Origin of the sequence: Aeromonas sp. RU39B (genome assembly GCF_900156095.1) — a bacterium.
Lineage (GTDB): Bacteria > Pseudomonadota > Gammaproteobacteria > Enterobacterales > Aeromonadaceae > Aeromonas.
This window is the reverse complement of the sequence record NZ_FTMJ01000001.1, coordinates 433,411-446,776: the sequence shown is the minus strand read 5'-3', so window position 1 is coordinate 446,776 and position 13,366 is coordinate 433,411. Positions and strand designations below refer to the sequence as shown.

At 58.6% G+C, this 13,366-nt stretch carries 11 protein-coding genes; 6 read left to right on the top strand and 5 right to left on the bottom strand.

Annotated features, from left to right (window positions below; translation table 11 throughout):
• Positions 1 to 33: 33 nt before the first annotated feature.
• The 3 genes from BW958_RS01895 to xylF all read right to left on the bottom strand — a co-directional run bounded on the left by BW958_RS01895 (position 34) and on the right by xylF (position 3,799).
• Positions 34 to 1,206, bottom strand: a complete 1,173-nt coding sequence (locus tag BW958_RS01895) for a sugar ABC transporter permease (RefSeq protein ID WP_076573750.1) — start codon at positions 1,204 to 1,206, stop codon at positions 34 to 36.
• Positions 1,184 to 2,725, bottom strand: coding sequence for a xylose ABC transporter ATP-binding protein (locus tag BW958_RS01890; protein ID WP_076573748.1), 1,542 nt, complete (start codon positions 2,723 to 2,725; stop codon positions 1,184 to 1,186). Before BW958_RS01890 ends, BW958_RS01895 begins: the two co-directional genes overlap by 23 nt.
• A 75-nt stretch (positions 2,726 to 2,800) precedes the next feature.
• Positions 2,801 to 3,799 (bottom strand): D-xylose ABC transporter substrate-binding protein, encoded by a 999-nt coding sequence (gene xylF, locus BW958_RS01885; RefSeq protein ID WP_076573746.1) that lies wholly within the window; start codon positions 3,797 to 3,799, stop codon positions 2,801 to 2,803.
• A gap of 369 nt (positions 3,800 to 4,168) precedes the next feature.
• Between xylF and xylA the strand changes: the two genes are divergently transcribed.
• Positions 4,169 to 5,488: a xylose isomerase gene (gene xylA / locus BW958_RS01880; protein WP_076573744.1), complete on the top strand. Its 1,320-nt coding sequence runs from the start codon at positions 4,169 to 4,171 to the stop codon at positions 5,486 to 5,488.
• A gap of 53 nt (positions 5,489 to 5,541) precedes the next feature.
• Positions 5,542 to 7,008 (top strand): xylulokinase, encoded by a 1,467-nt coding sequence (gene xylB, locus BW958_RS01875; RefSeq protein ID WP_076573742.1) that lies wholly within the window; start codon positions 5,542 to 5,544, stop codon positions 7,006 to 7,008.
• On the opposite strand, the gene BW958_RS01870 is transcribed toward xylB, so the two are convergent.
• On the bottom strand, positions 7,005 to 8,006 hold the full coding sequence (locus BW958_RS01870) for a LacI family DNA-binding transcriptional regulator (protein WP_076573741.1): 1,002 nt from the start codon (positions 8,004 to 8,006) through the stop codon (positions 7,005 to 7,007). The two genes, xylB and BW958_RS01870, sit on opposite strands and share 4 nt — an antisense overlap.
• Positions 8,007 to 8,089: 83 nt before the next feature.
• Positions 8,090 to 9,586, bottom strand: coding sequence for a PTS transporter subunit EIIC (locus BW958_RS01865; protein WP_076573739.1), 1,497 nt, complete (start codon positions 9,584 to 9,586; stop codon positions 8,090 to 8,092).
• A 367-nt stretch (positions 9,587 to 9,953) separates the two neighbouring features.
• Here BW958_RS01865 and BW958_RS01860 point away from each other — a divergent pair, with 367 nt between their 5' ends.
• Genes BW958_RS01860 through BW958_RS01845 form a run of 4 tightly spaced genes read left to right on the top strand, consistent with a single transcriptional unit; the run spans position 9,954 to position 13,364 of the window.
• Positions 9,954 to 11,054, top strand: a complete 1,101-nt coding sequence (locus BW958_RS01860) for an ABC transporter substrate-binding protein (protein WP_076573737.1) — start codon at positions 9,954 to 9,956, stop codon at positions 11,052 to 11,054.
• A gap of 48 nt (positions 11,055 to 11,102) precedes the next feature.
• Complete coding sequence (locus BW958_RS01855; protein ID WP_076573736.1) at positions 11,103 to 12,155, top strand: FecCD family ABC transporter permease; 1,053 nt, start codon at positions 11,103 to 11,105, stop codon at positions 12,153 to 12,155.
• The gene (locus BW958_RS01850) at positions 12,148 to 12,924 is read left to right on the top strand and encodes an ABC transporter ATP-binding protein (protein WP_076573734.1); all 777 of its coding nucleotides are present in this window, start codon (positions 12,148 to 12,150) and stop codon (positions 12,922 to 12,924) included. Before BW958_RS01855 ends, BW958_RS01850 begins: the two co-directional genes overlap by 8 nt.
• Complete coding sequence (locus tag BW958_RS01845; protein ID WP_076573732.1) at positions 12,921 to 13,364, top strand: plastocyanin/azurin family copper-binding protein; 444 nt, start codon at positions 12,921 to 12,923, stop codon at positions 13,362 to 13,364. The genes BW958_RS01850 and BW958_RS01845 overlap by 4 nt, the downstream gene beginning before the upstream one ends.
• The last annotated feature ends 2 nt before the right edge of the window (positions 13,365 to 13,366 follow it).

The following is a 13,366-nucleotide window of genomic DNA, read 5'->3' as shown; positions in this document are numbered from 1 at the left end:
TCGCCATCCGGGGGATGGCAGCCGGCGCCGGCATCAGGCACGGCGCTTGGTGGCGGCATCCATCCACACGGCCAGCAGCAAGATGGCGCCCTTGACGATGTACTGCCAGAAGGTGGGGACATCGAGCATGCTCATGCCATTATCGAGCGATGACATGATAAACGCGCCCATCACGGCGCCCGCGACCGAGCCCACGCCGCCGGCCAGACTGGTGCCGCCGATGACGCAGGCAGCGATGGCATCGAGCTCGGCTATGTTACCGGCCGACGGAGAGCCCGCCCCGAGCCGTGAGCTCAAAATCAGGCCGGCTATCGCCACCATCAGGCCATTGAGCGCAAACACCACCAGCTTGGTGCGCTCGACATTCACCCCGGAGAGACGCGCCGCATCGATGTTGCCACCGATGGCGTAGATGCGCCGGCCAAAGGCGGTGCGGGTGGCCATAAAGATCCCCGCCAGCATCAGGGCCACCAATATCAAGACCGGGGTCGGCACGCCGCGATAGTCGTTCAGCAGATAGATACTGCCCAGCACGATCAGTGCCGTGGCTCCGTGCCGGCCACTCTCGGCCGAGGCGGTCGCAACCGGCAACCCCAGCGCCTGGCGCTGGGTGCGCATCCGCCATTGCCACAGGATAAACAGCGCCAATCCGATGCTGCCGATGGTAAAACCGACGCCTCCCGGCAGGTAGCTCTGCCCGATTTGCGACATGGCGGGGGTGGTCGGCGCTACCGTGGTGCCGTTGGTGATACCGATAAGGATGCCGCGAAATGCCAGCATACCGGCCAGGGTGACGATAAAGGAGGGCACCTTGCGATCGGCCACCCACCAACCGTTCCAGGCACCCAGCAGCAGACCACACACCAGTGTCACCACTATGGTGAGCGGCAGCGGCCAGCCAAACCAGACATCCAGAATGGCCGCCATCCCGCCCAGCAGCCCCATCATGGAGCCCACCGAGAGATCGATCTCGGCCGAGATGATAACGAACACCATACCCACCGCCAGAATGCCGGTGATGGCAGTCTGGCGCAGCAGGTTGGAGATGTTGCGGGCACTGAGGTATGAGCCCTCGGTGGCAAAGGTGAAGAACAGCATGATGATGACGATGGCCGCCAGCATCACGAGCACTTGCAGGTTGATCTTTTTCAGGCTGGTGCGCGTCCCGGCAGCGCCGGCGCTATCAGCTGGCAAGGTTTTCAGCATGGTGTTCACTCCTTAATGCAGCTTCCATCACCTGCTCCTGAGTCAGGTTATGGTTGTCCAGACAGGCTTTGATGCGACCCTGATGCATCACCAGCACCCGATCGCTGATCCCCAGCACCTCGGGCAATTCGGAAGAGATCACGATGACCGCGATGCCCTGCTCCACCAGTTGATGGATGAGCTTGTAGATCTCGTGCTTGGCCCCCACGTCGATGCCACGGGTCGGCTCATCGAGGATCAGAATGCGTGGATTGAGCAGCAGGCATTTAGCCAAAATGGCTTTTTGCTGATTGCCGCCGCTTAAGCGACCGATGGCAAGTTCAGCCGAGGAGGTTTTGACCCGCAGTCGCTGCAGGGAGGTCTCAATAGCCGCTTGCTCCCGCGCCACGTCAAGCAGACTGGCCACGGTACTGTAATGGTCGAGCGCCGCCAGCGTGATGTTGGCCCCCACCCCCATGATGGGCACGATGCCATCTTTCTTGCGATCTTCCGGCACCATGGCAATCCCGAGATCCATCGCCTCGCGGCAGGTGGTGATGGTCACCGGCTTGCCGCCCAGCAGGATCTCCCCCTGCCAACGGCCCGGATACGCGCCGAACAGGCACTGCACCATGTCGGTTCGCCCCGAGCCCACCAGCCCGGCTACGCCGAGGATCTCCCCCTTGCGCAGCACGAAGTTGGCGTTATCCACCCGCTTGATATGACGGTTGACCGAATGCCAGGCGGTCAGATTGCGCACCTCGAGCAACACCTCGCCGCACTGATGCTGACTGATCGGGTAGAGCTCGCTGAGCTCCCGCCCGACCATCATGGCGATGATCTCCTCCTCCTTGAGGGTGTCAGCAGCGCGGGTACCGATATGTTTGCCATCGCGGATCACACAGATGGTGTCGGAGATGGCCTTCACTTCGTTGAGCTTGTGCGAGATGTAGATGCAGGCGATGCCGTGATTGCGCAGATCGCGCACAATATCGAGCAGAATGTCGGTCTCCCGCTCGGTCAGTGATGCGGTCGGCTCATCGAGGATCAGCAGGCGCACCTGTTTGTTGAGAGCCTTGGCAATCTCGACCAACTGCTGTTGACCCAGCCCCAACTCGCCCACCTTGGTGTGGGGATCGATATCAAGGCGTACCTGCTCTAGCATGGTACGGCAGCGCAAATACATCCGGTCATAATCGAGAATGCCGTAACGCCCCCATTCGGCGCCGAGAAAGAGATTCTCCAGCACGCTCATCTCTTTGACCAGCGCCAACTCTTGGTGAATAATCGCAATCCCGCGTGATTCGGTCTCTCTGATATTTTTGGCTTTTAACTCTTCGCCGGAAAAATAGATATTCCCGGAATAATCACCATGCGGATAAATACCACTCAGTACTTTCATCAGCGTGGATTTACCGGAGCCATTTTCACCGCACAAGGAAAGAACTTCCCCTGCTTCCACCTGCAGCGTCACATCATCCACAGCTTTGACGCTACCAAATTGCTTGGTAATATTTTTCATTTCCAACAGGTAGGGCATATTCCCTCCTTGCCTTAATGCCGTCACGTCAACAGTGTCAATGCGGGGCCGAAGCAATCGGCCCCGACCATGACATTATTGATAAACCTGCGCTTTGCTGTGGAAACCATCGGCAATCACAGTGCTGTCGATATTGGATTTATCTACGGCAATCGGGGTCAGCAAATAAGAGGGCACATCCTTGATACCATTATTGAGAGTGGCATTGGATTGCGGCGCCTTACCATCCCCCAAATCAACGGCAATCTGGGCAGCAGTATCAGCCAGCTTGGTGATCGGCTTATAGACCGTCATGGTCTGGGTGCCGGTCACAATCCGTTTAATACCGGCCAGATCTGCATCCTGCCCGGAAATGGCCACCTTGCCAGCCAGTCCTTGAGCTTCCAAGGCTTGTATTGCCCCCCCCGCAGTGGCGTCGTTGGAGGCCACCACGGCATCAATCTTGTTCTGGTTGGCGGTCAGGGCATTTTCCATGATCTTGAGGGCATTCTCGGCCAGCCAGGCATCCACCCACTGATCGCCCACCACCTTGACCTTGCCGGACTTGATCAGCGGCTCCAGCACATTCATCTGACCTTTTCGGAATAACTTGGCATTGTTATCTACCGGAGAGCCGCCCATCAGGAAGTAGTTTCCTTGCGGTACGTGCGACAGGATGCTCTTGGCCTGCATCTCGCCCACTTTTTCGTTGTCAAAGGAGATATAAAAATCGATATCGGCGTTGTTGATCATGCGGTCATAGGCCAGCACCTTGATCCCTTCGCGCTTGGCTTCGGCGATCACGTTGCTCAGCACCTGACCGTTGTAGGGGATGATAACCAGCACATCGACGCCCCGGTTGATCATATTCTCAATCTGGGACATCTGGGTCTCTTCGTTACCGTTGGCTGACTGAACAAATACCTTGGCCCCGAGCGATTCGGCTTTTTTCACAAAAATATCGCGGTCTTTTTGCCAGCGCTCCAGCCGCAAATCGTCGATGGCCATTCCGATTTTAACCTCTTTGGCCTGAACGCCCCCGGCCAACAGTGTCAACGCAGCCATTACAGTGACAGCCATAGTTTTCAATTTCATTGTAATTCTCCTCATGCATGATCGGCAGTGAATGTCGCCCCTTGGATAAAGACAATCTCCAGAACTGCAAGGACAGGGGGAATTGTTAGCGAGCTAGTCAAACAGCGGCAATTGCCGAATTTTCTGGTTCGATTACGTTTTTTGGTTTGTTTCCGGTTTTATGAGCCGGATCATGTTTCGTCATACCCACAAAGAAATATCAGGCAACGAAATTCGGATAACCCTGAATAAAATGGGTCAATAAATGCGAGGTAGCGCACAGTTGTTAATTATCTTAATCGCACTGAGAAATATCGTAGTTGAGGCCGTGGTTGCTCCACTTCCAAGATAAATCGTGCCACCGATGATTTATTCACGAAGGAGTCAACCATGCACACTTATTTCGACCAAGTGGACCGTATTCGTTATGAAGGGCCGCACAGCCGCAACCCGCTCGCCTTTCGCCATTACAATCCCGATGAGATAGTTCTGGGCAAGCGCATGGCCGACCACCTGCGCTTTGCCGTCTGCTACTGGCACAACTTCTGCTGGAACGGCTCCGACATGTTTGGTATCGGCTCGTTCGACCGCCCCTGGCAGCAACCGGGTGAAGCGTTGGCACAAGCCAAGCTCAAGGCCGATGTGGCGTTTGAGTTTTTCAGCAAGCTCAATGCCCCCTACTACTGCTTCCACGACGTGGACATGGCGCCGGAAGGTGCATCGGTACGTGAATACATCCACAACGTCGCGGCCATGACCGACGTGCTGGCCGCCAAGCAGGAGGCCACCGGCGTCAAACTGCTGTGGGGCACCGCCAACTGCTTCTCTCATCCACGTTATGGCGCAGGCGCCGCCACCAACCCCAATCCGGAAGTGTTCTCCTGGGCCGCCACCCAAGTCTTTCACGCCATGCAGGCCACCCAACGCCTCGGCGGCGAAAACTATGTGCTGTGGGGCGGCCGTGAGGGTTACGAAACCCTGCTCAATACCGACCTGCGCCAAGAGCGCGAACAGATCGGCCGCTTCATGCAGATGGTGGTTGAGCACAAGCACAAGATTGGCTTCCAGGGCACATTGCTGATCGAGCCCAAGCCGCAAGAGCCGACCAAGCACCAGTACGACTATGACGTGGCCACCGTCTATGGCTTCCTCAAGCAGTTTGGTCTGGAGAAAGAGATCAAGGTCAATATCGAAGCCAACCATGCCACCCTGGCCGGTCACACCTTCCATCATGAAGTAGCGACCGCCATTGCGCTCGGCATCTTCGGCTCGATTGATGCCAACCGTGGCGACCCGCAGCTGGGCTGGGATACCGACCAGTTCCCCAACAGCGTCGAAGAGAATGCGCTGGTGATGTACGAGATCATCAAGGCCGGCGGCTTTACCACCGGCGGGCTCAACTTCGACGCCAAGGTTCGTCGCCAAAGCACTGACAAATATGATCTGTTCCACGGTCATATCGGCGCCATGGACACCCTCGCCCTCTCCCTGAAAATCGCCGCCACCATGCTCGAAGGCGGGGATCTGGCCGAGCAGGTATCGCGCCGTTACTCGGGCTGGAGCGGTGAGCTCGGCCAGCAGATCCTTCAAGGCAAGCTCTCGCTGGAGGCAATCGCCCGCCACACCGAGCAGCACGCCCTGGCACCGCAGCATCAGAGCGGTCATCAGGAAGCGCTGGAAAATCTGGTCAGCCGCTACGTCCACGGCTAAGCACCACGCCCCCGGTTCTGCGCCGGGGGCACTCTTTTGACGAGGAACCGGTTATGTATCTGGGTATTGATTTGGGCACCTCGGGTGTCAAGGTCATCGTGATGGATGAAGCTGGCCAGGTGCTGGCCAGTGAAACCGCTCCGCTTGAGGTCTCACGGCCTCATCCGCTCTGGTCCGAGCAAGATCCAGCCCACTGGTGGCAGGCCACCGATCAAGCGGTGAAAGCACTAGGACACTCCGTCGCGCTCGATGGCGTGCGCGCCATTGGTTTAAGCGGCCAGATGCACGGCGCCACCTTGCTTGATGCAAAGGGCCAGGTGCTGCGTCCCGCCATGTTATGGAACGACGGGCGCTGCGCTGCCGAGTGTCATGAGCTGGAGCGGCGGGTTCCCACCTCACGCCAGATCACCGGCAACCTGATGATGCCGGGCTTTACCGCACCCAAATTACTGTGGGTGGCCCGTCATGAGCCGGCCCTGTTTGCCCGCATCGACAAGGTGCTGCTGCCCAAGGATTACCTGCGCTGGCGCATGAGCGGCACCTTTGCCAGCGATCTCTCTGATGCTGCCGGCACCCTTTGGCTCGATGTGGCCAAGCGGGACTGGAGTGATGCTCTGCTCGCCGCCACCGGGCTATCGCGCCGTCACATGCCGGCGCTGTTTGAAGGTAATGGGATCTGCGCTCACCTTAGCGTCGAGCTAGCGCGCGCCTGGGGTATGCAGCCAGTTCCGATCGTGGCAGGCGGTGGCGATAACGCGGCCGGCGCGGTGGGTGTTGGTTTGCACCGGGCCGGACAGGCGATGCTGTCGCTTGGGACGTCCGGGGTCTACTTTGCGGTAAGCGACGGGTTTCTCGCCCGCCCCGAGCAAGCGGTGCACAGTTTCTGTCATGCCCTGCCGGGTCGCTGGCATTTGATGTCGGTGATGCTCAGCGCCGCGTCGTGCCTCGATTGGGTGGCTCGCCTGACCGGACTGCCCAGCGTGGCGGCCATGCTCGACGAGGTGGCAAGCGAACAACCGGCATCCACCCCACTGTGGTTTCTGCCCTATCTGAGCGGTGAGCGCACCCCGCACAACAACCCGGAGGCGAAAGGCGCATTCTTCGGGTTGACCCATGAACATAAGCGCTGCGATCTCTGCCGCGCCGTGCTTGAAGGGGTTGGCTTTGCGCTGGCCGATGGCATGAGCGCGGTGCATGAGTGCGGCCTCAAACCCGAGCGGGTCACCCTGATTGGCGGCGGTGCACGCAGCGCCCTGTGGCGGCAGATGCTGGCCGATATCAGCGGCATGACGCTCGAATATCGCAGTGGCGCCGAAGTGGGACCGGCGCTTGGTGCTGCGCGTCTGGCACGGCTGGCCTGTCATCCGGGCGAAGAGATGGCGGCGCTGCTGCCTGCCCTTGCGCTGGAGCAAGTGCATACTCCCGATGCGGCGCGTCATGCCCACTACCGCGCGTTGCATGCGACGTTTCGTGAGCTCTACAGCCGCCTTGAGCCGCTCACCCACCTACCGCAGAGTTAACGGATCAGGGCGCCGCTAAAGGCACGCCCGGGCAGTGGCTCGGGCGTATCGAGACGTTGCAGCAGCTGCCTGACTGCGTGATGGGCCATCTCTTCGAGGGGGAGCAGAATGTAGGAGAGATCCATGACCCCATCGGAGAGGCGGTCCACCTCCTGAAAGCAGGTCACGTATTTTTGCTGGGAGAGGATAAAGTCTTTGCCAACGCCATAGCCCAGTTTCAGCACGCTCTGGGCGCCAATCATGGCGGCCGCCGGTGAGTGACAAAGCAGCGCCGAGATGCTGTTATCGGAACGCAGCGCCGCCTCCAGTCGCTGACGCTGGCCGGTGAGATCGGTATCGGCATAGATGATATGAGCTTTGCGCGCCGGAATGCCGCGCTCGCGGTAGGCTTCGAGATAACCGTTAGCCCGCTCGCCAAACACCGGATCGTGCAACTCGCCACCGAACAACACGGTGCTGACATGGCCCAAGTCGAGCAGGAAACGGGTCAGGGTCAGGCTGTCACTGTAGTGGTCACAGACGATGAGATCGCTCATCCCTAATCCACCCTGATTGGCCATCACCTGATAGGGCAGTTCGGCCGCACTCAGCACCGGCGTCAACCCACCATCGACCGAGCCCGCCGCCACCAGAATGATGCCTGCCACGTGCTGGGTCTTGAGCTCATTAACCGCCAGCGTCAAGGCATCCGCCGTTAACGCCCCAGTCTTGACCATGGCGATAAAGCCCTGCTTTTCCAGCTCGCGGATAAGGCACTTGAGGATCTTGATGGAGAAGTCACTTTCGAGCCGGTCAAACAGCAGACCGATGACATTGCTCTTCTGACTGCGCAGGTTGGCGGCCGACTGGTTATAGACATACCCCAGCTCGGCCATGGCCTGATGCACCCGGTCGGTCGTGGCCTGGGATATGTGTCCCTTTTTTCTGAGCACCAGCGAGACGGTCGATACCGACACCTCAGCTGCTTTGGCCACATCCACGATACTGACTTTTGCCACGACTCCATCCCGCTGCCGCTATTTCGCCGGCCACCTTAACAAAACACTCCCGAGCCCTCAACGCATGAGGGCTCGGGACGGGATCAGACCCGCAAGGAGTCCATCGCCTTGGCGATAAACTGTGCCCGTGCACCGAACACCAGTTGAATGCCCTGCTCGCCGACAAACACCACGCCACGGGCGCCGAGCGCACGCAGCCCTTCCTTGTCTACCTGGCTGCTCTGGGCCACTTCCAGGCGCAGACGGGTGATGCAGGCACCTACCTGGCTGATGTTATCGACACCGCCCAGCAAGGTCGCAATCTCGCTCGCCAGCTCGTCATCGGACTTGCCATCAATGGTGTTCATCACCGCCACCCGGCCGGGCGTCTTTACATCAAAGCGACGGATAACGTAGCGGAAGGTGAAGTAGTAGATAAAGGCCATCGGGATCCCGACCACGAAGGCCATCAGGAAGTTGGTGTTAAACCCGTTGAGGCCGGGCAGGATACCAAACGAGATGTAGTCAATCAGACCGGCCGAGAACGACTTGGCAATGTGGGCATGCACCAGATACATGCTCATGTAGGCCAGCCCCGCCATGATGGCGTTAAACACATAGAGAATGGGCGCGACGAAGATGAAGGTGAACTCCACCGGCTCGGTGATCCCGGTCAGAAAACAGGTGAGCGCGGCCGAGAACAAGATACCCGAGGCAATCTTGCGATTCTGGGTGTACGCCTCCTGATACATGGCAAGACAGGCGGCCGGCAGAGCAAACAGCATCAGCGGGAACTCGCCTTGCATGAACTTGCCGGCATTTTGGTAGGTATCGCTGCTAAAGCTGGTGACGCCATCTTCCAGCATCTTGAACCAGATAGTCTGATCGCCATGGATCACCTGACCGGCACTGGAGGTGTACTGGCCAAAGGTGTACCAGAAGGAGGGGTACCAGATGTGGTGCAGACCAAGGGGAATGAGCGCCCGCTCGGTCAGACCGAAGATAAAGGTCGACAGCGCCTGATTGTCCCCGTTGACGACTTGCGACAGCGCATCGATGCCCGATTGCACATAACCCCATACCCAGGGCAGCACCAAGCCAAGCAGGAACGAGAGAAACGCCGTGGCAATGGCCACAAAGCGCTTGCCGGAGAAAAAGCCGAGGAACTCGGGCAACTGCATGGTGTGAAAACGGTTATAACACCAGGCCGCCAGAATACCGGAGATCAAGCCACCAAAGACCCCCATCTGCAAAGTGGGAATGCCGATGACCATGGCAAAACGCCCACCCGATGCAGCCATCTCCGGCGTGATATTAAGCAGCGTGCTGATGGTGGTATTGATGATCAGCATCGACACCGTGGCCGACAGGGCAGCGATACCCGATTCAGCCGCCAGCCCCACCGCAGAGCCGATAGCAAACAGCAGCGGCAGGTTATCAAAGATGATGCCACCGGCACGCATCATCAGCGGCAAATCAAACTTGGAGCCAAATGCCAGTAACAAACCGGCCGCCGGCAACAGGGAGATGGGCAGCATCAGCGCACGCCCTATCATCGACAGTTTGGCCAACGCCATCCTGGCCTTGTTCAACATTTCCATACTTTCTCCTAATGCGCCATTGGCGCGTGCAACTGAGAGATTGGCCCAGGCTACAAGCCATTTTTTGTTTTAGTAGAACGTTATAGTAAAACGTTGCACTTCTTTTTTGATGCACACAATCTGACCAGATTTATTTTGTGACCCACATCACAAAACATGACCACTGCGGGTGCGATGACGCCCCCATGACAGAGGGGAAAAGGCTCATCCAGCACCAACACACCTCATACCAGCGCGTCACATATCGACTGCCTTACCCTTCCCTCTATTAACCATTTACGTAACAAAACGATTTCAATTGACTTATAAAAACAAACGATAATAATTCTCATCCCAACCAAAACAAAAAACGGACATCACACGCAAAATGAGATACTTATCAAAAGGTTATGCTGCCGCATTGGTGGCGTTGCTGGCGTTCTCTGGCAGTGCCTACGCCAAGATGGAAACCCTCAAGGATGTGCTGGGTCGCGAGGTCAAGGTCGATGTGCCGGCCAAGCGCGTGGTGCTGGCGTTTTACTTCGAAGATTACATGGCCATCGGTGGCGAGCAGGCCTTCGATAAGGTGGTCGGCATCTCCCGGGAAGCCTGGGAAGGGTGGCGTCCGGACAACTGGGCCCTGTTCACCCAACATCGCCCCTCACTCAAGCAGATTGCCGACGTGGGCGAAGTGGAAGTGCAGACCTTCTCGGTCGAAAAGGTGCTGGCGCTAAAACCGGATGTGGTGGTGCTGGCTGACTGGCAATACAAAGGGCTGGGACCGGATGTAGAGCGTCTGGAGAAGGCCGGTCTGCCAGTGGTGGTGGTCGACTACAACATGGAGCTGCCAGCCAATCATCATGCCAGTACCCTGCTGCTTGGCAAGATTGCCGGCCAGGAGCCGCGCGCCAAGCAGATCGCCGATGAGTATCAACATGCCATTGATGATGTGCAACAGCGCATCGCCAAGGCCAAGCAACCCAAGCCGCGCTTCTATGTGGAGTTTGGCAACAAGGGACCGGCCGAATACAGCTTTAGCTACGGCAAGGGCATGTGGGGCCCGCTCGGCGCACTGGCTGGCGGTGACAACATCGCCGCACCGTTTGTCGAGTGGTATGGCCCGATGAACCCGGAAAAGGTGCTGGCTGCCAAGCCGGAGGTTATCTTCCTCACCGGCACCGAGTCAGCCAAAAACCCGACTGCGATCCAGCTGGGTCAAGGGGTGAAGCCGGAAACAGCGCGCGAGCGCCTGCAAGGCTTTACCAAGCGCAGCGGCTGGGCCAATCTGCCAGCAGTGCAAAACCAGCGGGTCTACGGCATCTATCAGGGGGCTTCGCGCAGCGTGCTCGATTACACCATGGTGCAGTTTATGGCCAAGGCGCTCTATCCGGAGCAGTTTAAAGACATCGATCCGGTGGCCAATTACCTCGATTTCTACCATCGCTATCTGCCGGTCAAGGCAGAGGGTACTTTTGCCATCGGCCTGTAATCGACCAGAAAGGCGCTCCATGCGGAGCGCCTTTTCAGGATATAGAACATGAATCAACCCACTGCTGTTGAGCAGACGCTCTCCCGGCAGCGCCAACGGGAGCGGCGTCGTTGGCGTTTTCTGCTGTTGCTCGCCCTGATCCTCTGCATCACCCTGCTGCTGGATATCGCCACCGGCCCCTCATTGCTCGCCCTGCGCGATGTGGTCGATGCCCTGCTCTCACCGGCGCAAGCCGATCCCATGACCCGCACCATCGTCTATGACATGCGCTTGCCCATCGCCCTGATGGCACTGGTGGTCGGTGCCGCGCTGGGCCTTGGTGGCGTGCAGATGCAAACCTTGCTCGATAACCCGCTCGCCAGCCCTTATACCCTTGGACTCGCCGCCGCTGCAGGCCTTGGTGCTGCGCTCGCGCTGTATACTGGCGGACTCGGTCTGTCGCCACTGATTGCCATTCCGGTCGGCGCCTTTATCTTCTGCATGCTGGCGGCAAGCCTCTTGTTTGCGCTGGCCATGATGCGCCACGTCAGCAGCCAGACGCTCATTTTGGCCGGTATTGCCCTGCTGTTTTTGTTTCAATCCCTGCTCTCGCTGCTGCAGTTTCTCTCCTCGCCGGAGCTTAACCAGCAGATCTTGTTCTGGCTGTTTGGCAGCCTGATGCGCACCACCTGGGATGCCCTGCTGATCACCGCCGGCGTAACCCTGTTTTGTTACGTGCTTATCTATCGCGATGCCTGGAAGCTAACCTCGCTACGCTTAGGGGAGGCGCGCGCCAGAAGTCTGGGGGTGGATGTCGATCGGCTGCGCCTGAAAACCCTGGTGCTGGTGGCGCTGCTCACTGCCACCGCCATCAGCTTTGTCGGCATCATCGGCTTTGTCGGTCTGGTGGCGCCCCATATTGCCCGCATGCTGGTGGGCGAAGATCAACGCTTTTTGATCCCGCTCTCGGCCCTGTGCGGCGCCTGCATGCTGTCGGCGGCCTCCGTGCTCTCCAAAAGCATCGTGCCCGGCGCCCTGTTCCCCATCGGGATCGTGACGGCGCTCATTGGCGTGCCGTTTTTTATCTGGCTGATTTTGGGAAGGGGGCGCAAACGTGCTTGAGATATCCCATCTGGCGCTCTCCTTGGGCGAGCAAACCCTGCTGCGCGATTTGAGCGTGCAGCTGCATCCGGGGCAGGTTCACGTCATCATCGGACCGAACGGCACCGGCAAAACCTCGCTGCTGCGCGCCCTGTTTGGCGAGCTTAAACCGGCCGCTGGCGAGGTGCGTTTTCACGGCCAGTCAGCCCACGACATGCACCTGACCAAGTGGCGCCAGCTGTTTGGCTATATGCCGCAAAACATCCAGCTGGAGCTCGATTTGAGCGTCATCGAGGTGGTGGTGCTCGGGCGGCTCGACAGCCTCTCCATGCGACTGGCTGACGAGGACATCCTCGCTGCCGCCAAGGCGCTGGAGGCGCTGGGCATCAGTCATCTGGCTGATCGCCCGCTCTATTCTCTGAGCGGAGGTCAGCGGCAGATGGTGCTGTTTGCCCAGGTGCTGCTGCGCGATCCGCGCATCATGATGCTCGACGAGCCAGTCAGCGCCCTCGACCTGCATCACCAGATGCAGCTGATGGAACACCTCTGCCAGCAGACCCTCGCCCAGCAGTGGACCACGCTGGTGGTGCTGCACGATCTCAATTTGGCGGCCCAGTTTGCCGACCAGCTGATTGTGCTCTCTGGCGGCGAGCTACAGGCGTTTGGCCCCCCCGCAAAGGTGCTCGACGCCGATCTGATTGAGCGCCTCTATCACGTTCCGGTTCAGGTCCACCATGACCACGCCGGCATCCCGTTTCTCAGAACATTGCGAAAAGTGGAATTGTCATGACCCTTTTTATTACTCGCGTTTTTACCGCGCTGACCTTAGTCGTTTCGATTGGCAGCCACGCCACCGAGCACGTGGTACGCATGCTCAATCTCGATGGCGATCAGACCATGCTGTTCCAGCCGGCCTTTGTGAACGCCAAGGTCGGCGACACCGTGCGCTTTGAACCCACCCAAACTGGCCACTATGTCCGTGCGTTGGCTGTACCTGACAAGGCGACTGCGTGGCAAAGCGAGTTAGACAAGCCCTTTACCATCAAGCTCGAGCAGGAAGGGCTCTATTTTTACATGTGCCCGCCGCACCTGATGATGGGCATGGTCGGGCTGGTGCAGGTGGGCAACGCCGTCAATCTGGACGCGGTGCGCAAAAGCATGCAAAGCAGCAAGGGAAGGATGTATAGCAACAGCGCCCGCATCGATGCCCTGCTCGCTCAGGTCAAGTAAGC